Source organism: Burkholderia multivorans ATCC BAA-247 (genome assembly GCF_000959525.1).
Taxonomy (GTDB): Bacteria; Pseudomonadota; Gammaproteobacteria; order Burkholderiales; family Burkholderiaceae; genus Burkholderia; species Burkholderia multivorans.
The window spans coordinates 420,520-439,700 of record NZ_CP009831.1; the positions used below are offsets into that span (position 1 = coordinate 420,520).

Sequence of the window (19,181 nt, forward strand, 5' to 3'; positions counted from 1 at the left end):
GACGGACATGCTGAAATACCGTCGGCGACCGGACGCGGACGCGAGCGCAACCTCTTTCGGGCGCGGCCGGCCGGTCGCGCCTTTTACGTCAAACCGGAGTCAGTCGTGAGTTCTCAAATCGTCATCGTCGGCGGTGGCGTGATCGGCAGCTCGATCGCCTACTTTCTGCGCGCCACCGATCCGACGGTCGCCGTGACCGTCATCGAGCGCGATCCGTCGTACGCGAAGTCGTCGTCGGCACTGTCGGCCGCCTCGATCCGTCAGCAGTTTTCGACGCCGCTGTCGATCGAGATGTCGCTGTTCGGGATCGAGTTTCTGCGCACGCTCGGCGAGCGGCTCGAAGTGGACGGCAACCGGCCGTCGATCGATCTGCACGAGGGTGGCTACCTGTTTCTCGCGACGCCGGCCGGCGACGCGACGCTGCGCGAGAACCATGCGCTGCAGACGCGCCTCGGCGCCGATATCCGGCTGATGGACCGCGACGCGCTGCGCGCGAAGTTCCCCTGGCTGAACGTCGACGATCTCGTGTCGGGCGCGTACGGCGCCAGCGGCGAAGGCTGGTTCGACGGCTACGGGCTCGTGCAGGCGCTGCGCAAGAAGGCGCAGGCGCTCGGCGCGCGCTACGTCGCCTCCGACGTGACGGGCGTCGTGCGCGACGGCCGCAGGATCACGCACGTCGTCACGAAGGACGGCGAGCGCTACGCGTGCGACACGCTGGTCAATGCGGCCGGCGCGTGGACGCGTGCGCTGTCCGCGATGATGGGGATCGACATCCCCGTGTACGCGCGGCGCCGCAGCATCTTCAACGTATCGTCGCCGGCGAAGCTCGCCGACTGCCCGCTGCTGATCGATCCGACCGGCGTGTATTTCCGGCCGGAAGGGCGCACGTATATCTGCGGCACGTCGCCGAGCGCGGACAACGATCCGGACGATCTGCCGCTCGACGAGGTCGATCACGCGCTATTCGACGACGTAATCTGGCCGACGCTGGCGCATCGCGTGCCCGGGTTCGAGGCGCTGCGCGTCGAAAACTGCTGGTCCGGCTATTACGAATACAACGTCTTCGATCACAACGCGATCATCGGCTATCACCCCGATCTGGACAATGTCGTGTTCGCGAACGGCTATAGCGGCCACGGCTTGCAGCAGGGCCCGGCGACCGGCCGCGGCGTCAGCGAACTGATTCTCGGCGGCCGCTATGCGACGCTCGACCTGTCGCCGCTCGGCTGGTCGCGCGTGCTCGAAAACCGGCCGATCGTCGAAAAGAACGTCGTGTAGTGCGGCGGGAACGCCCGATGTGGCGGGCGGGATTCTCCTTGTTTCTACCCATTGGCCCGACTGTGTCGGGCTTTTTTTCTGTGGGTTCGCGGGCAGCGGGAGGGGCGGTTGGCGACGCGCGGTCGCTGTGCAAACCTGCGACGTCTGTTTCGCTATTCGACGGCCGCTGGCGCGCAGCCGAGCTCGCACGCCAGCTCGTCGAGCTCAAGACAATGCGTGCGATCGTGATCGAGCAGTTCGCGTACGAGCTCTTCGAGCGTCATGCGACGCACGCCGTCGCGCAGCCCGCAGCGCGCGAGCTGTTCGGGCGCGAGTTGGCTCAGTGCGCCGCAAAGCCGCTTGCGCGAGCGCGCGAATGCCGCCTGCGCGTCGCGCAGATCCTGTTCGAGATAGTTGAGCCGTTTCGCGAGCGCCGTGCCGTCCACCGACTCGAGAATCGGTAACGCCGTCGTTCGGACCGCGTCGATTCTTCGCGCGAACACGACGTCCAGATCGCGCAGATGGCACACGTGCTCGACAAGAGAGAAGCCGGTGCCGTCCGGCCGCGTCGTCCATTGCGCGGCCGGGAACCGCGCGACGTATTCGGCGAGCGTGTCCGGCATGCGCGAGAGTGCGTCGACCACCTTGTCGAACGACAACGCGATCGGCCGCGGGCTGAACACCGCGCCGTACGTGAATAGCGGCCCGCCGATCCGACCGCGCGCCTGGACCAGTTCATGACCGTGACGCCGCATCACGTCGGCGACCATCGCGCCGCAGAACTGCCGCGCCGTCGTATCCGCTTCGATTTCGGGAAATTTCTGCGCGACCTCGTCGGCGATCGCGGCGATGGCGGCGACGCCGGCGCGGGACAGCGCCGCGAACTCGATATAACGCGTCGGCGAGTCGATCAGTGCCTCCAATTGCGTGCCGACGGGGGTCGCCCGAAAACGGTCGAAGCGTGAGTGCATGGCGGTAAGGTATCGAAACGTAACGTTTCAAAACGATACGTTAACGTTCGTAAGCCGTCAACCGCGGGAGCGGTTCGCATCGGACCGCTGCGGCGTTCGCGACAGGCCTTCGGTTGTCCGCTGGAGAGGCGCCGCCTGCGCGAAAGGTCGATTCACGTATCGCAATACAGACGCCGCCCCCGCTCCGCCCCGCTTCCCCCCAAACCCCGCAACGACCCATTGCGCCCGACGCCGTTTCCGCCGGCTTTCAACTCTTATATAAGACATAAGACATTTGACGCTCCCCGTCATTGCGATTAGAATCGGCGTCGATGCAGTGCCCGGAACAGCCTCGGAGCGCCTGAAAAGCCTTCCCCTGAAACGCAACATCAGCAGGTCCCCCCATGCTTGAAAACTTTCGTGCTCACGTGGCCGCCCGCGCCGCGCTCGGTATTCCCCCCCTGCCGCTGACGGCCCAGCAAACCGCCGAACTGGTGGAACTGCTGACGAACCCGCCGGCCGGCGAAGAGCAGACGCTGCTCGATCTGATCACCCATCGCGTGCCGGCAGGCGTCGACGAAGCGGCGCGCGTGAAGGCCGGCTTCCTCGCGGCCGTCGCGAAGGGCGAGACCGCTTGCCCGCTGATCTCGCGTGCGCGTGCGACCGAACTGCTCGGCACGATGCTCGGCGGCTACAACATTCAGCCGCTGATCGAGCTGCTGTCCGACGCCGAAGTCGGCGCGGTCGCCGCCGATGCCCTGAAGAAAACGCTGCTGATGTTCGACCAGTTCCACGACGTGAAGGAACTCGCCGACAAGGGCAACGCGAACGCGAAGGCCGTGATGCAGAGCTGGGCCGACGCCGAATGGTTCACGAGCCGTCCGGAAGTGCCGGAAAGCCTCACGGTCACCGTGTTCAAGGTGCCGGGCGAAACCAACACCGACGATCTGTCGCCGGCGCCGGATGCGACCACGCGCCCGGACATCCCGCTGCACGCGCTCGCGATGCTGAAGAACGCGCGCCCCGGCATCACGCCGGAAGAAGACGGCAAGCGCGGCCCGGTCAAGTTCATCGAATCGCTGAAGGAAAAGGGCCATCTCGTCGCGTACGTCGGCGACGTGGTCGGCACGGGCTCGTCGCGCAAGTCGGCCACCAATTCGGTGCTGTGGTTCACCGGCCAGGACATTCCGTACGTGCCGAACAAGCGCTTCGGCGGCGTGTGTCTCGGCGGCAAGATCGCGCCGATCTTCTACAACACGATGGAAGACGCCGGCGCGCTGCCGATCGAGCTCGACGTGTCGAAGATGGAAATGGGCGACGTCATCGAGCTGCGTCCGTACGAAGGCAAGGCGCTGAAGAACGGCGAAGTGATCGCCGAATTCCAGGTCAAGTCCGACGTGCTGTTCGATGAAGTGCGCGCAGGCGGCCGCATTCCGCTGATCATCGGCCGCGGGCTCACGGCGAAGGCGCGCGAAGCGCTCGGTCTGCCGCCGTCGACGCTGTTCCGTCTGCCGCATCAGCCGGCCGACAGCGGCAAGGGCTTCACGCTCGCGCAGAAGATGGTCGGCCGCGCATGCGGTCTGCCGGAAGGCAAGGGCGTGCGTCCGGGCACGTACTGCGAACCGAAGATGACCTCGGTCGGCTCGCAGGACACGACGGGCCCGATGACGCGCGACGAGCTGAAGGATCTCGCGTGCCTCGGCTTCTCGGCCGATCTCGTGATGCAGTCGTTCTGCCACACGGCCGCGTATCCGAAGCCGGTCGACGTGAAGACGCACCAGACGCTGCCGAACTTCATCAGCACGCGCGGCGGCATTTCGCTGCGTCCGGGCGACGGCGTGATCCACTCGTGGCTGAACCGCATGCTGCTGCCCGACACCGTCGGCACCGGCGGCGACTCGCACACGCGCTTCCCGATCGGCATCAGCTTCCCGGCAGGTTCGGGCCTCGTCGCGTTCGCGGCGGCCACCGGCACGATGCCGCTCGACATGCCGGAATCGGTGCTGGTCCGCTTCAAGGGCAAGATGCAGCCGGGCGTGACGCTGCGCGATCTGGTCAACGCGATTCCGCTGTACGCGATCAAGCAGGGCATGCTGACGGTCGCGAAGCAGGGCAAGAAGAACATCTTCTCGGGCCGCATTCTCGAGATCGAAGGCCTGCCGGATCTGAAGGTCGAACAGGCGTTCGAGCTGTCGGATGCGTCGGCCGAGCGTTCGGCGGCCGGCTGCACGGTGCGTCTGAACAAGGAACCGATCATCGAGTACCTGAACAGCAACATCACGCTGCTGAAGTGGATGATCGCGCAGGGCTATCAGGATGCGCGCAGCCTGCAGCGCCGGATCGCGGCGATGGAGCAATGGCTCGCCGATCCGAAGCTGCTCGAGCCGGACGCGGACGCAGAATACGCTGCCGTGATCGAGATCGACCTCGCGGACATCCACGAGCCGATCGTCGCCTGCCCGAACGATCCGGACGACGTGAAGACGCTGTCCGACGTCGCCGGCGCGAAGATCGACGAAGTGTTCATCGGTTCGTGCATGACCAACATCGGCCACTTCCGTGCGGCATCGAAGCTGCTCGAAGGCAAGCGCGACATTCCGGTCAAGCTGTGGGTCGCCCCGCCGACCAAGATGGACCAGAAGCAGCTGACCGAGGAAGGTCACTACGGCGTGTTCGGCACGGCCGGCGCGCGTACCGAAATGCCGGGCTGCTCGCTCTGCATGGGTAACCAGGCGCAGGTGCGCGAAGGCGCGACGGTCATGTCGACGTCGACCCGCAACTTCCCGAACCGTCTCGGCAAGAACACGAACGTGTATCTCGGCTCGGCGGAACTGGCGGCGATCTGCTCGCGACTCGGCCGGATCCCGACGAAGGAGGAGTACATGGCCGACATCGGCGTGATCAACGCGAACGGCGACAAGATCTACAAGTACATGAACTTCGACCAGATCGAAGACTTCAAGGAAGTCGCCGACACCGTGCAGGTCTAAGCACGCAGTCGGGCTGCGGCGATGCAGGTTCGCCGCAGCGTCCGCGACAGGGCGCCGCCAGGGAAACCGGGCGGCGCCTTCTTTTTTGGGACACGTCGACGTTTTGCCGCCGACGTCGCGTGTCGCCGTGCGCCGCGCGGAAGGCGCGGCAGCGCAGATCCACCGACGCGGATCGCGAAGCGCTTCGACGATCGGCGGCAGCGCCCGCGGCCGCACCGCGTTTCGGAACGCCGCGCCACCGCGACGTGATGACCAAAGCGCAAGACCTAGTGCATAGATATCGTTTGCGGCGGCCTTAATGACTGTCGACAATCGTGGCTCGAATTCGCCGTCCGCGGCGCGCGATGCGCCGCGCCGGCCGGCCCGCGGCGGCCATCCCGGCCGTTCGCCGCCATTGAGCCCACGACGACATGTACGCGTTCACTCCCTCGTTTCAGCATCCCGCCGGCTCGCCGATTCGCGAGCTGTTCAAGTATCTCGCCGAGCCGGGGATGATCTCCTTCGCGGGCGGCTATCCGGCCAGCGACCTGTTCGATACGGACGGCCTCGCCGCGGCCGCCGCACGCGCGTATGCAGAGCCGGTGCGCTGTCTGCAGTACGGGCCGACCGACGGGCTCGCCGAACTCAAGCAGCAGCTGATCGCGCTGATGGCGCGGCGCGGCGTTGCGTGCACGCCGGCCGAATTGCTCGTCACGACCGGCTCGCAGCAGGGGCTCGACCTGCTGCTGCGCGTGCTGGTGTCGCCGGGCGACGTCGTGCTGACCGAACAGCCCGCCTATCCGGCGACGCTGCAGGCCATGCGTCTGCAGCAGGCGCACATCGTCACGATTCCGGTCGACGGTGAAGGCGTCGACGTCGATCGGCTCGCCGCGCGGCTCGCCGACGGCACGATCGCGCAGCCGAAGCTGCTCTACACGGTGCCGACCTTCGCGAATCCGACGGGCGCGACGCTCACGCGCGAGCGTCGCCTGAAGCTGCTGCGCCTTGCCGTGCAGCACCGGTTCCTGATCGTCGAGGACGATCCGTACGGCGACCTGCGTTTTGCCGGCGAAGCGGTGCCGTCGATGCTCGCGCTCGCCGCCGAAGTCGACGGCGCACGCGACTGGATCGTGCATTTCGCGAGCCTGTCGAAGATCGTCGCGCCGGGACTGCGTGTCGGCTGGACGATTGCGCCGCCCGAAATCGCGCGGCGCTGCGTGATCGCGAAGCAGACGGTCGACCTCTGCAGCACGCCGTGGACGCAGGCGAGCGCCGCCGAGTATCTCGCGGACGGCGCGCTCGAACGTCATCTGCCGCGCATCGCCGCTGCATATCGGCGCAAGTGCGACGCGATGTGCGATGCGCTGCGCGACGGCTTCGGCGACGCGATCGAATTCCACCGGCCCGAAGGCGGGATGTTCGTCTGGGCGCGGCTCGGTGCGGTGTCGTCGGCGGCGCTGCTGCAGCAGGCGATCGCGAACAAGGTCGTGTTCGTGCCGGGCAACGCGTTCTTCGCGGACAACCCGGACGACGCATCGCTGCGCCTGTCGTTCGCCGCGCCGGACGTCGAGGCGATCCGGGAAGGCGTCGCGCGTCTCGCGCGCGCCTATCGCGCGGCGCTGGCCGCTTGAGGAGAACAGCATGAACGTCATCGTCGACGACACCGCCACCGCCAACGCGCGCCATTCGGCCCGCCTGCGCCCTGTCGAGCATCGGTCGTCGCAGATCAGCGCGGGCCCGCAGTACGTCGCCGACGTGCTCGGCCGTTTCGGCGCCGAATCAGCCGACGCGGCCGACGCGGGCGACGCTGCGCCGGCCGTGCTCGGCTACAACTGACGCGACGGCGCGACCGCGCGTTCACTCGCGCGGGTCCGACGCGGCCGCGCCGATCATCCAGTCGCGCATCACTGCGATCGCGTCGTCGTCGCGCCGCTCGGCCGGGTACACGAGATAGAACCCGACCGACAGCGGAAACGCGAAATCGAACGGCTTGCACAGTCGTCCGGCGGCGACGTCGCGTTCGACGAGCGGATCGGTCGCGAGCGCAATACCTTGCCCCGCGACGGCCGCATCGATCGCGAGCGACGTCTGGTTGAAGCGCAGCCCTTTGTGCGGATCGACGTCGACGGGCTCGGGCAGCGCCGCGATGAACGCGGGCCACAAGTCGTGCGCATCGTGCAGCAGCACGTGGCCGGCCAGCGCGCGCGGCGACGCAGGCGCGGCGAGCAGCGCGGGGCTGCATACGGCGCATACGTCGAGCGGAAACAGCGCGTGCGCGGCGAGGTGCTTGCCGAACGGCGGCTTTCCATAGCGGATCGCGAGATCGACGCCGTCGTGACGGAACGTCGCGAGCTGCTGATCGGCGATCACGCGCACGTCGATATCCGGATGCGCGTCGGTGAACTGCGCGAGCCGCGGGATCAGCCACTTCGACGCGAACGACGGCGTCGTGCTGATCGTCAGCGTCGCGCGGCGCTTCACGAGCCGGTCGGTCGCGTCGGCGATCGCATGCAGCGCGCGCTGCACGTCCGAGAAATACGCGGCGCCGTCGTGCGTGAGCGCGAGCCCGCGCGGCAGGCGCTCGAACAGCTTCAGTCCCAGCACGTCCTCCAGATGGCGCACTTGCTGCGCGACCGCGCCCTGCGTGACGCCGATCTCGTCGGCGGCTGCGCGGAAATTCAGATGGCGCGCCGCGACTTCGAAGGCGCGAAGCGCATTGAGCGGCGGCAGACGGGAAATGCGGGGCGGCATCGAATGACTGTAGAAAATCTATTGGCGGTGCGCAGAAATACTGGTTCGACAGCGATGCGCGATGCGCCTACATTACCACCGAGGCGCGCCGGCTGGCGGCTGCGCGGCGAAAGCATCGTGACGAGGAGCACATCGTGACTGTAGAAAAAGTGGCGCTGATCACGGCGGCGGGCAAGGGCATGGGCGCGGCGATCGCGCGCGAACTGGCGGCGGGCGGGTATCGCGTCGCGCTGATGTCGCCGTCCGGCAGCGCGGTCGCGCTCGGCGACGAACTCGGCGGCTTCGGAATCCGCGGGTCGGTCACCGAGGAAGCCGATATCGAACGGCTCGTGCAGGACACGCTCGCGCGCTATGGCCGGATCGACGCGGTCGTGAACAACACGGGCCATCCGCCGAAGGGCGATCTGCTGTCGATTACCGACGACAACTGGCATGCGGGGCTCGACTTGATCCTGCTGAACGTCGTGCGCGTCATGCGCCGCGTGACGCCGGTGTTCCAGAAGCAGGGCGGCGGAGCGGTCGTCAATATCTCGAGCTTCGCGGCCGATGCGCCGGAGCAGCCGATGCCGGTGTCGTCGGCATTGCGCGCGGCGCTGAGCGCGTGGACGCGTCTCTATGCGGAGCGCTACGCGGGCGACAACATCCGCATGAATGCCGTGCTGCCCGGCTTCATCGACAGCTGGCCGGAAACGCCGGAGATCGTCGCGCGGATTCCTGCCGGCCGCTTCGGCAAGACGGCCGAGATCGCGAAGACGGTCGCGTTCCTGCTGTCCGACGGTGCCGGCTACATCACCGGCCAGAACATTCGCGTCGACGGCGCGATCGTGAAGGCGCTCTGAGCGCAGCGGCCGCGCCGGCTCATGCGCGAGCCGGCACCGCGCCGATTCTCCGGAAAGCGTCGTTTCGCCGCGATTTTTGAATCGCTGTGTGTCGTGCGCAAAGCCGGATACGGTGAGATACAAACCGTCCGGATCGTTCGGATATAAAACCGGTGAAGCGTCGTGCACGCCTGCCGCGGTCGCTCGGCGACGCGGCGGCGAACGACGCAGTCGACGCGTTCGCAGGACGCCGCCGACCCTTTCCCGACCGATCGACCCTGGAGAACGAGTGATGTCCGACACCGTGAACACCCGCCGCCGCCTGATTCTCGGCACGGCGCTCGCGAGCCTGAGCCTGGCCGACCTTGGATTCGGCGACTTCGCGCATGCGCAGGGCGCGCCCGACTCAGCCGCGCAGCCGCGTGCGGCGGGCGGCGCCGCGTTCGGCCCGATCCGTCAGATCGACGCCGGTTTGCTGAACGTCGGCTATGCGGACGTCGGCCCCGCAAACGGCCCCGTCGTGTTTCTGCTGCACGGCTGGCCGTACGACATCCACAGCTACGCGGAAGTCGCGCCGCTGCTCGCGGCCGCCGGGTATCGCGTGATCGTGCCGTACCTGCGCGGTTACGGGTCGACGACGTTCCGCTCGGCGGACACGATGCGCAACGGTCAGCAGGCGGTGACGGCCGTCGACATCGTCGCGCTGATGGATGCGCTGAAGATCGACCGTGCGGTGTTCGGCGGCTACGACTGGGGCGCGCGCACGGCGGACATCATCGCTGCGCTGTGGCCGCAGCGCGTGAAGGCGCTCGTCTCGGTGAGCGGCTACCTGATCGGCAGCCAGGACGCGAACCGCAAGCCGTTGCCGCCGCAGGCCGAACTGCAGTGGTGGTATCAGTTCTACTTCGCGACCGAGCGCGGCGCGCTGGGCTACGCGGCGAACTGCGATGCGTTCAACAAGCTGATCTGGCAGCTCGCATCGCCGAAGTGGGCCTTCTCGGACGACACGTTCGCGCGCAGCGCCGCGTCGTTCCGGAATCCCGATCATGTGGCCGTCGTGATTCACAACTATCGTTGGCGGCTCGGCCTCGCGAACGGCGAGGCGCAATACGACGAGATCGAGCGGCGCCTCGCGGCAGGGCCCGCGATTACCGTGCCGACGATCACGATGGAAGGCGACGCGAACGGCGCGCCGCATCCTGCACCGGCCGCCTATGCGAAGAAATTCACCGGCAAGTATCAGCATCGGACGATTACCGGCGGCATCGGCCACAACCTGCCGCAGGAAGCGCCGCAGGCATTCGCCGATGCGATCCTGCACGTGGAGCGTCTGTGATGCGCGCGGCAGCAGGCACGTCGGGGCGCGGCCGCGCGATCGCCGCACGGATGCTGATCGCGGCCGCGTGGGCGGCGAGCGCGTCGGTTGCGTGCGCGGAGCAGACCGTCCCGTCGAAACCGGCCGCGTCGCCGATCTACGGCGTGACGATTCCGCCCGGCTATCGCAAATGGGAAATGGTCGCGCCGGCCGAGGAAGCAGCGCCGCTCGACGAGTTGCGCGTCGTGCTCGGCAATCCGGTCGCGATCCGTGCGCTCGAGCGGGCGACGCTGCCGTTTCCGGACGGCACGATCCTCGTGAAACTCGCCTACAAGCGCAAGCAGTCCGACGAGTTCGCGCCCGCGACGGTGCCCGGTCAGGCGACGACCGTGCAGGTGATGGTGAAGGATTCGCGCCGCTACGCATCGACGGGCGGCTGGGGCTTCGGACGCTTCATCGACGGCGTGCCGGCCGACATTGGCCAGCACCAGACGTGCTTTGCGTGCCATCAGGCGCGCGTGAAGCAGCACGACTACGTGTTCACGCGGCTTGCGCCTTGACGCGATTCGATGCGAGCAGTCTCGCGTAACGGCCCTGCTGCGCGCGGCACGTTGTTTTCATTGCGTTGCGACGGCGCGCCGCGAGCGAACGGCTCGCGAGCTGCCGCCGCATCGCGCAGCGCGCAGCGTCGCGGAACGCGCGCGCTGCACCGCGCCGTGCGTCACCGCCCGGCCAGCATCTTTCCGCCGAGCCCCATCAGCAGCACGCCGGCCGTCGTATCGAGCACGGCCTTGCGCCGGATCAGCAGCCGGCGCACCGTCGGATGCGACGCGAGCAGCGCCATTGCGCCGTACCATGCGCCCGAGATCGCAATCGAGATGCCGACGACGGCCGGCGCGAACCACGCCGGCGCGTGCGCGGGCACCATCAGCGCAAACACGCTCCCGTAGAACGCGACGGCCTTCGGATTGGTCATGCTGACCACGTAGCCGTTGCGCGCGGCGCGCCAGCCCGAGCGGCCGGGCTCGGACGACAGGGCGAGCGGCCGCCGCGCGGTCGCGATCATCTTCGCGCCGAGCCACAGCAGATAAGTTGCGCCCGCGATCCGCAGCGCGGTATGCACCCACGCGACATGCGTGACGAGCAGGCTCAGCCCGGCGATCGCGATGGCCGCCCACGTGCCGGACGCGGCCGCGAGGCCGACGCTCGTCATCACGCCCGCGCGTCGCGATGCGACGGCCGTCGACGTGACGATCACGAAGTTCGGTCCGGGGCTGACGACGCTCAGCAGCAGCACGCCGGCGAGCGGCAGCAACAGGTGGAGGTGGGCAGGCATCGGAACTCCTCGGCGGACGCGGGCAAGGCTTCCATCTTAACCGTTCGGTGGCGCGTCAGATCAGCAGCGACACGGTCTTGAACAGCGCGAGGTCTTCCTTGCGCGCCGACCGCGCATGCCGCCGGATCACGTGCAGCAGGCACTCGATGAAGCAGCGCGCGGCCTCGCTGAGCGTACTGCTGCGGCGCGTGACGACACCGAGCTCGCGCGGCTCGAAGGTCTCCTTCAGCGACAGCGCGCGCATCCGTTCGCCGAACGACGGCACCGCGGCGAGGATCGTCGGGCACCACGTGCACATGTCGGCCTGCTCGAGCATCGTCTGCAGCATCGACACCGACTGCGCGCGCACGATGCGCCGCTCGTCGATGCGCGCGCCGTGCCGCGTGAACAGATAGTCGACGAGCGCCGTCTGACCGTCGGCCGTCGAATTGAGCACCCAGTCGTCGTCGAGCAGATCGTGGATCGAGCGTGCGCGCTCGCGCGGATGCCCCGCGCGCACCATCACCGCCGTCTCGTAGCGCAGCATCGGCTCGAATGCGAATTCCTGCGCGCCGCTGCCGGGGTGGACGTGGCCCAGTGCGAAATCCATGCTGCCGTCCCGCAGCAGCGGTTGCGCGACGGCCATCAGCGCTTCGTAGAGTTCGAGACGCACGTCCGGCATCCGTTCGCGAAAGCGCAGGACCGTCTCCGCGAGAAACGTCAGCGTGAGCCACGGCGTCACGCCGATGCTCAGCCGCCCGTCGACGCGGCCGCGCATCCGCGCGAGATCGTCGTGCGCCTGCTCGAGCTGTTTCAGTACGAGTTTCGCGTGCGTGAGCAGCGCCTTGCCGTATTCGGTGAAGCCGATCCCTTCCGGCGCGCGCACGAGCAGCGGCAGCCGCTCGGCGGCCTCCAGCTCGCGCAGCGCGCGCGTGACCGCGGCCTGCGACAAGCCGAGCGTGCGCGCCGCGCCGCGGATGCTGCCGGCCTCGGCGCTCGCGACGAGCGCCTGCAACTGATGCAGTTTCATGGTCCGACACCCGATACCCGACAACGAAAGGTTGTCATCATAACGAAACCGCGGCTGTTCGCCGGGATTTTCGCTGCATACGATCGCGCCACGATCCGTCATCCCGGCGATCGGCAACGACACGGCATCGAGGAGTATCCAGGGTGAATCCAGCACGCATTCCACCGGAAATGGCGGCGATCGAGGCGGAGATGATCGCGCTGCGCCGCCGGCTGCACGCACATCCGGAGCTCGGCTTCGAAGAGCATGCGACGAGCGACCTCGTCGCGACGTGCCTGACAACGTGGGGTTATCGCGTGACGCGCGGGCTCGGCGGCACGGGCGTCGTCGGCACGCTCGCGCGCGGCGACGGGAAGCGGCTCGGCCTGCGCGCGGACATGGACGCGCTGCCGATCGTCGAGACCACCGGGCTGCCGCATGCGAGCCGGCACGACGGCGTGATGCACGCGTGCGGTCACGACGGCCATACGGCGATGCTGCTGGCCGCCGCGCGCTGTCTTGCGCAGCGCGCGCGTTTCACCGGCACGCTGAACCTGATCTTTCAACCGGCCGAGGAAGGGCTCGGCGGCGCGAAGCGAATGATCGACGACGGGCTGTTCGAGCAGTTTCCGTGCGATGCGATCTTCGCGATGCATAACGTGCCGGGCCTGCCGACCGGCGTGCTCGGCTTCTGCGACGGCGCCGCGATGGCGTCCGCCGACGAAGTGCGCGTACGCGTGACCGGCCGCGGCGGCCACGGCGCGGCGCCGCATACGACGGTCGATCCGGTCGTCGTCTGCGCGTCGATCGTGATGGCGCTGCAGACGGTCGTATCGCGCAACGTGAATCCGCAGGAGCTGGCGATCGTCACGGCCGGCTCGATCCATGCAGGCACCGCATCGAACGTGATTCCGTCGCACGCGGAGCTGGCGTTGAGCGTGCGTGCGCTGTCGCCGGACGTGCGCGCGCTGCTGGAGCGGCGTATCCACGAGATCGTGCACGGGCAGGCCGCGAGCTACGGCGCGACGGCCGAGATCGATTACCGGCACGGCTATCCGGTGCTCGTCAATCACGCGGAGGAGACGGCGTTCGCGCGCGAGGTCGCGCGCGAATGGGGCGGCGACGGCGCCTTGATTCCGCATCTGCGACCGATCGCGGCGAGCGAGGACTTCGCGTTCATGCTGAATGCGTGCCGCGGCAGCTACCTGTCGATCGGCAACGGCGAGGGCGCGGCCGGCTGCGCGCTGCACAACTCCGGCTACGACTTCAACGACGCAAGCCTCGCGATCGGCGCGAGCTACTGGATCGCGCTCGCCGAGCGCTATCTGGCGTGATGTCGCGCACGCGCGGCAGCCGGGCCGCCGATGCGGCCGCACGATTTCGGTTCATACAAGGAGACTGGCAATGAAGAAGTGGACGATGGCGCTCGTGGCGGCGCTGGCGGCGGGCGCCGCGCATGCAGGCGACTGGACGGGCAAGGAAATTCGGCTCGCGGTCGATCCGACCTATCCGCCGCTCGAGTACAAGCTGCCGGACGGCACGTTGACCGGCTTCGGCGTCGACATCACAAATGCGCTGTGCGCCGAGCTGCATGCACGATGCGTCTGGGTCGAGTCGAGCTTCGACGGGATGATTCCGGGGCTGCTCGCACGCAAGTTCGACGTGATCGCCTCGTCGATGACGATCACGCCGAAGCGGATGCAGCAGATCGCGTTCACGAACCGCATCTCGAACGCGCCTGCGCGGCTGATTGCGCGCAAGGGCTCGCCGCTGCTGCCGACGGCCGCAGCGCTGAAGGGCAAGCGCGTCGGCGTCGAACAGGGCTCGGCGCAGGCCGACTACGCGATCGCGAACTGGCAGCCCGCCGGCGCGCAGATCGTGTCGTACCAGAACCAAGATCAGGTGTACGCCGACCTCGTGACCGGGCGGCTCGACGCCGCGTTCCAGGCGTCGATCGCGGCCAGCGACGGCTTCCTGAAAAAGCCGCAGGGCAAGGACTTCGCGTTCGTCGGCGCACCGATCGAGGACGCGAAGTACTTCGGCCAGGGCGACGGCCTCGGGCTGCGCAAGCAGGACAGCGAACTGCGCGAAGCGTTCAACCGCGCGCTCGCGACGATTCTCGCGAACGGCACGTATCAGCGGATCAACCGCAAGTACTTCGACTTCGACATCTACGGCGCGAAGTAAACGAACGGGCGCCGCGCAGCCACGACGCGCGGCGCATCGCAACGCCGCAGACGACGCGACGCCTCGCATCGCGCGCTCGCATCGCGTGCGGCATAACCACACCCATAAGGAAAAAAGATGAACTGGAGATCGGCTTTCGTCGCGATTCCGGCGCTGTGCGCCGCACCCGCCTTCACGTTCGCGCAGAGCAGCGTGACGCTGTACGGCCTCGTCGATGCGGGGATCGACTATACGAACAACGTCGGCGGTCATGCCGCATGGCAGATGGCGAGCGGCTTCGCGCAGGGCAGCCGGTGGGGGCTGAAGGGTAGCGAAGAGCTCGGCGGCGGCTACCGCGCGCTGTTCCAGATCGAGAACGGCTTCAACGTGAACAGCGGCACGCTCGCGCAGGGCGGCCGGATGTTCGGCCGGCAGGCATACGTCGGGCTCGCCAGCACGCGCTTCGGCACCGTGACGCTCGGCCGCCAGTACGATTCGCTCGTCGACTATCTCGCGCCGACGACCGCGAACGGGAGCTGGGGCGTGTATCCGTTCTCGCATCCGCTCGACAACGACAACACCGGCAACACGTTCCGCGTGAACAACACCGTGAAATACGCGAGCCCCGAGTTCGCGGGCTTCTCGTTCGGCGGCACGTACAGCTTCAGCAACGAGACGGGCTTTGCGCGGAACCGGCAGTGGAGCGTTGGCGCGCAGTACGAGCAGGGCGGGCTGCTGATCGGCGCGGCGTTCCTGAACGCGAACGACCCCGGCGCGACGTCGGGCGGCGCGATTGCGGGTTCCGGTTCGGTCGGCGCCGATGCGAACTTCGCGTCCGCGCGGCTGCGGATCTTCGGCGCGGGCATCAACTACACGGCCGGGCCGGCGACGGTCGGGTTCGCCTACACGAACAGCAACGTCACGCGGCCGAGCGCGAACGTCGGCTACCTGTTCGGCGACGAGACGATCCAGCCGGTGACGGGGCCGCTCGCGGGCGGGACCGTCACGTCGATCAAGTATCAGAACTTCGAAGTCAACGGCAAATACCAGTTCACGCCCGCGTTCTTCGTCGGCGCGCAGTACGTGTACACGACGGTGCGCTACGACGCGACGAAGGGCAGTGCAAAGCCGAAGATCCATTCGGTCGGCTTGATGGCGGACTACAACCTGTCGAAACGCACGGACGTCTACGTGATGGGCGCGTACCAGCGCGTGGCCGGCGACGCGACCGGCTCGTCGCTCGATCAGGCCTATATCCCGGGCGCGGCCGATTTGTCGTCGACGTCGAAGCAGGTCATGGTGCACGCGGGGATTCGACACAAGTTCTGACGAGCACACGCGGCAGTCGAGCACGGGGCGGGCGGCGCGAGTCGTCCGCCCCGTTCCGTTTGTTGCTTTATTGCGCGACGCGGATCACGACCTTGCCGAAGTGCTGCCCCGACTGCAGGTGCGCATAGGCGGCCGGCGCCTCGTCGAAGCCGAACACGCGATCGACGATCGGGCGGAGCTGCTTTCTGTCGAACAACTGCACGACTTCGTCGAGCATCGAGCGGCTGCCGACCATGATGCCGTGCAGCCGGCGGATGCCGCCGATCAGCGACAGCAATCCGAGGTCGGGGCCGCCGAAGCCGCTGACGCCGCCGATCACCGACACGACGCCGCCCAGCCTGGTCGCCGCGACCGAGCGCGGCAAGGTGTCCTTGCCGCCGACTTCGACGACCAGATCGGCGCCCGCGCCGTCCGTGAGCCGCAGCACTTCGTGCTGCCAGTCGGGCGTCGCGCGATAGTTGATCGTCTCGTCGGCGCCGAGCGCGCGGGCGCGCTCGAGCTTCGCGTCGCTCGAGGACGTGATGATCGTGCGCAGCCCCGCCGCGTGCGCGAGCTGCAGCGCGACGATCGATACGCCGCCGGTGCCGAGCAGCACGACGGTCGAACCGGGCGTCAGGCCGCCGTCGGCGAACAGCGCATTCCATGCGGTGATGCCCGCGCATGAAAGCGTCGATGCCTCGTCGTAATCGAGATGCGCAGGGATCGCGACCAGTGCGGCTTCGTCCGTGACGAAGCGCTCGGCGAGCACGCCGTCGAACTGCGCGCCGGGCGAACCGGCGACTTTCGACGGCGTGGGCGGGCCGTCGATCCAGCGCGGGAAATACGTGTTGATCACGCGATCGCCGGGCTTGAAGCGCGTGACGTCGCGGCCGATCTCGACCACTTCGCCGGCGCCGTCCGCGACCGGAATCAACGGTGCGTCGCCGATGCCGACGTAGTCGCCGCGCGCGAACATCAGATCCCGATAGTTCAGCGATACCGAATGGATCTTCACGACGACGTCGGTCGGTCCGACCGGCCGGTGCGTCGCATCGATGCGGCGAAGTCCGGCGAGGCCGTCGCCCGGTGCCTGTTGCCATGCTTGCATGTCGACTCCTTGTTCGTGAGTGTCCGGACTATCATAGTGTTGCTTGACGGGACGCATTGACGAGAATCGGGACACTGACTGTCGCCAATGCGGAAACAAATGCGCGCATGCAACGGAGTGACATCGCATGGACGAGCGGTTAAGGGGTGTCGCCGAATTCGTCGAGGTCGTGGAATCGGGCAGCTTCGCCGCGGCGGCGTTGCGCATCGGCGTCACGCGCTCGGCGGTGGCGAAGGTCGTCGCGCGGCTCGAACGCCGGCTCGGCGTGCGGCTGTTGCAGCGCACGACGCGGCAGCTCAACTTGACCGACGAAGGACATCTGTACTACGAGCAATGCCGGCGGCTGCTGGCCGAACTCGGCGACACGGAAGCCGCGCTCGACGCGGGCCGCCGCGAGCCGGCCGGGCGGCTGCGCATCAGCGTGCCGGTGCTGTTCGGCAGGCAATGCGTGGCGCCCGTCATGCGGCGGCTCGTCGAGCGTCATCCGCGGCTCGAGGTCGACATGTCGTTCAGCGATCGCGTCGCCGACCTGATCGACGACGGTTTCGACATCGCGGTGCGCATCGGTGTGCTCGCGGACACGACGGCGCTGGTCGGCCGGCGGCTCGGCGTGCAGCGGATGGGCATCTGCGCGTCGCCCGCGTATCTCGACCGGCACGGCTGGCCGTCGGGGCCGGACGCACTCGCGTCGCACGTCGGCATCGCCTATGCGCGCGGCGGCCAGCCCGTGCCGTGGCGGATCATCGGCGCGGACGGCGAGGTGCGCGAGCATCGCGTGGCCGGGCGCCTGCGCTTCGACGACCTGCAAGCGATCGCGGAGGCCGCGGCGGCCGGCGCGGGCCTCGCATGGCTGCCGTGCTGGCTGATGGCGCCGTACCTGCGCGACGGCCGTCTCGCGCTCGTGATGGACAGCAACAGCGTGTCGGGCGCCGACGTGTCGGCGGTGCGGCCGAAGGCGCGGCACGTACCGTCGAAGGTGCGTGTGGCGATCGATGCGCTCGTCGACGAGATTCCGCGCATGCTGGCGTCGGACGGCGTTGCGCCGCCGGCGCCGACACCGCCGCGTTCGCGTGCGCGACGTGCGCGTTCCGCCGCCTGACGTGCGGTTGCGCCGGCGCGTATGATGGCCGCATCGTGAGCGTTTCGGACAATCCATGAGCGTGATCGGCGCGTCGGATCGCGGTGGCAAGCCCGGCTGGCTGCGGGCGGCGCCCGCGCTGTTCCTGCTGCTGTGGTCGAGCGGCTTCGTGTTCCTGAAGCTCGGCTTGCGCGATGCCGATCCGCTGACGTTTCTCGCGCTGCGCTATGCGTGCGTGGTCGCGCTGCTCGCCGGGCCGTTTCTGTGGCTGCGGCCCGCGATGCCGCGTACGCGCCGCGCATGGCTGAATCTGATCGTCGTCGGCCTGTTGCTGCAGGCCGGCTATTTTTCGTTTACGTATCTGAGCCTGAAGCTCGGCATGTCGGCCGGTGCGGTCGCGCTCGTCACGTCGCAGCAGCCGATCCTCGTCGGCCTGCTCGCGCCGGTGCTCGCCGGCGAGCGCGTCGGCGCGCTGCGCTGGGTCGGACTCGCGCTCGGCGCGGCCGGCGCGGTGCTCGTGATCCTCGCGCGCGGTTCGGTCGCGGTCGCATCGCCGTGGGCGCTCGCGTTCGCGCTGCTGGCGCTCGCGTGCATCACGGGCGGCACGTTGTGGGAAAAGCGCTTCGGCACCGACGTCCATCCGGTCGGCGCAAATCTCGTGCAATATGCGGTCGGCCTCGCGGTGAGCGCGCCGCTCGCGTTCGCGCTCGAACCGATGCATGTGCACTGGAGCGCCGGTCTCGCCGGCTCGCTCGCGTATCTCGTGATCTGCAATTCGCTGATCGCGATCTCGCTGCTGCTCGCGATGGTTCGGCATGGCGAAGCGTCGCGCGTGTCGGCGTTGTTCTTCCTGATTCCGCCGGCCACCTCGTTGATCGCGCTCGCGGTGCTCGGCGAGACGATCGGTGCGCTTGCCTGGCCCGGCATGGCGCTGGCGGCCGCCGGACTGTATCTCGTGATGCGTTACTGAGCGCTATGCATGCGGTGCGCGTGCACATAGGCCGGCCCTGCACGGCGGCGGGTCGATATCTCACATATCGAGACGGCTTCCCGATAATTGACGCTGTTTTCGCGCGACTGCTACGGTGTATCGGACAGACAGAAGCGTCGCGCTCACGCGGCGCAACGATGCCGCGC

17 protein-coding genes are annotated in these 19,181 nt (G+C 68.0%); 12 read left to right on the forward strand and 5 right to left on the reverse strand.

Features of this window, described 5'->3' with window-relative positions; all coding sequences use genetic code 11:
- The first annotated feature begins 105 nt into the window (after positions 1–105).
- The gene (locus tag NP80_RS04190) at positions 106–1,278 is read left to right on the forward strand and encodes an NAD(P)/FAD-dependent oxidoreductase (protein ID WP_006404432.1); all 1,173 of its coding nucleotides are present in this window, start codon (positions 106–108) and stop codon (positions 1,276–1,278) included.
- A 152-nt stretch (positions 1,279–1,430) separates the two neighbouring features.
- Here the strand turns inward: NP80_RS04190 and NP80_RS04195 are convergent, their stop codons facing one another.
- Positions 1,431–2,228, reverse strand: coding sequence for a DinB family protein (locus NP80_RS04195; RefSeq protein ID WP_006404431.1), 798 nt, complete (start codon positions 2,226–2,228; stop codon positions 1,431–1,433).
- Positions 2,229–2,611: 383 nt separating this feature from the next.
- Between NP80_RS04195 and acnB the strand changes: the two genes are divergently transcribed.
- From acnB to NP80_RS04210, 3 genes are all read left to right on the forward strand, one after another.
- Positions 2,612–5,197: a bifunctional aconitate hydratase 2/2-methylisocitrate dehydratase gene (gene acnB / locus NP80_RS04200; RefSeq protein WP_006397781.1), complete on the forward strand. Its 2,586-nt coding sequence runs from the start codon at positions 2,612–2,614 to the stop codon at positions 5,195–5,197.
- 410 nt (positions 5,198–5,607) lie between these two features.
- Positions 5,608–6,807, forward strand: a complete 1,200-nt coding sequence (locus tag NP80_RS04205) for an aminotransferase-like domain-containing protein (protein WP_006404429.1) — start codon at positions 5,608–5,610, stop codon at positions 6,805–6,807.
- 10 nt (positions 6,808–6,817) lie between these two features.
- Positions 6,818–7,012 (forward strand): hypothetical protein, encoded by a 195-nt coding sequence (locus NP80_RS04210; protein WP_006411615.1) that lies wholly within the window; start codon positions 6,818–6,820, stop codon positions 7,010–7,012.
- Positions 7,013–7,033: 21 nt separating this feature from the next.
- Here the strand turns inward: NP80_RS04210 and gcvA are convergent, their stop codons facing one another.
- Complete coding sequence (gcvA, locus tag NP80_RS04215; RefSeq protein WP_006411619.1) at positions 7,034–7,927, reverse strand: transcriptional regulator GcvA; 894 nt, start codon at positions 7,925–7,927, stop codon at positions 7,034–7,036.
- A gap of 134 nt (positions 7,928–8,061) precedes the next feature.
- On the opposite strand from gcvA, the gene NP80_RS04220 reads away from it, so the two are divergent.
- The 3 genes from NP80_RS04220 to NP80_RS04230 all read left to right on the forward strand — a co-directional run bounded on the left by NP80_RS04220 (position 8,062) and on the right by NP80_RS04230 (position 10,620).
- On the forward strand, positions 8,062–8,766 hold the full coding sequence (locus NP80_RS04220) for an SDR family oxidoreductase (RefSeq protein ID WP_006404426.1): 705 nt from the start codon (positions 8,062–8,064) through the stop codon (positions 8,764–8,766).
- Between the two features lie 271 nt (positions 8,767–9,037).
- Positions 9,038–10,081: an alpha/beta fold hydrolase gene (locus NP80_RS04225; protein WP_035948047.1), complete on the forward strand. Its 1,044-nt coding sequence runs from the start codon at positions 9,038–9,040 to the stop codon at positions 10,079–10,081.
- A complete protein-coding gene (locus tag NP80_RS04230; RefSeq protein ID WP_006411058.1) occupies positions 10,081–10,620 on the forward strand; it encodes a cytochrome P460 family protein in 540 nt (179 codons plus the stop codon). The genes NP80_RS04225 and NP80_RS04230 overlap by 1 nt, the downstream gene beginning before the upstream one ends.
- Positions 10,621–10,781: 161 nt before the next feature.
- Here the strand turns inward: NP80_RS04230 and NP80_RS04235 are convergent, their stop codons facing one another.
- Positions 10,782–11,396, reverse strand: a complete 615-nt coding sequence (locus tag NP80_RS04235) for a LysE family translocator (RefSeq protein ID WP_006411064.1) — start codon at positions 11,394–11,396, stop codon at positions 10,782–10,784.
- A gap of 55 nt (positions 11,397–11,451) precedes the next feature.
- Entirely contained in the window at positions 11,452–12,405 is a 954-nt protein-coding gene (locus tag NP80_RS04240) for a LysR substrate-binding domain-containing protein (RefSeq protein ID WP_035487990.1), read from the reverse strand.
- Positions 12,406–12,548: 143 nt separating this feature from the next.
- Between NP80_RS04240 and NP80_RS04245 the strand changes: the two genes are divergently transcribed.
- From NP80_RS04245 to NP80_RS04255, 3 genes are all read left to right on the forward strand, one after another.
- On the forward strand, positions 12,549–13,718 hold the full coding sequence (locus tag NP80_RS04245; protein ID WP_006411065.1) for a M20 aminoacylase family protein: 1,170 nt from the start codon (positions 12,549–12,551) through the stop codon (positions 13,716–13,718).
- A gap of 70 nt (positions 13,719–13,788) precedes the next feature.
- Positions 13,789–14,571 (forward strand): ABC transporter substrate-binding protein, encoded by a 783-nt coding sequence (locus NP80_RS04250; protein WP_006411053.1) that lies wholly within the window; start codon positions 13,789–13,791, stop codon positions 14,569–14,571.
- A gap of 117 nt (positions 14,572–14,688) precedes the next feature.
- The gene (locus NP80_RS04255) at positions 14,689–15,879 is read left to right on the forward strand and encodes a porin (protein ID WP_006411059.1); all 1,191 of its coding nucleotides are present in this window, start codon (positions 14,689–14,691) and stop codon (positions 15,877–15,879) included.
- Positions 15,880–15,946: 67 nt separating this feature from the next.
- Here the strand turns inward: NP80_RS04255 and NP80_RS04260 are convergent, their stop codons facing one another.
- A complete protein-coding gene (locus NP80_RS04260) occupies positions 15,947–16,966 on the reverse strand; it encodes a zinc-dependent alcohol dehydrogenase family protein (RefSeq protein ID WP_006411047.1) in 1,020 nt (339 codons plus the stop codon).
- A 127-nt stretch (positions 16,967–17,093) separates the two neighbouring features.
- On the opposite strand from NP80_RS04260, the gene NP80_RS04265 reads away from it, so the two are divergent.
- Both NP80_RS04265 and NP80_RS04270 read left to right on the forward strand, forming a co-directional pair.
- The gene (locus NP80_RS04265; protein WP_006411050.1) at positions 17,094–18,065 is read left to right on the forward strand and encodes a LysR family transcriptional regulator; all 972 of its coding nucleotides are present in this window, start codon (positions 17,094–17,096) and stop codon (positions 18,063–18,065) included.
- 55 nt (positions 18,066–18,120) lie between these two features.
- Positions 18,121–19,014 (forward strand): DMT family transporter, encoded by an 894-nt coding sequence (locus NP80_RS04270; RefSeq protein ID WP_045593106.1) that lies wholly within the window; start codon positions 18,121–18,123, stop codon positions 19,012–19,014.
- The last annotated feature ends 167 nt before the right edge of the window (positions 19,015–19,181 follow it).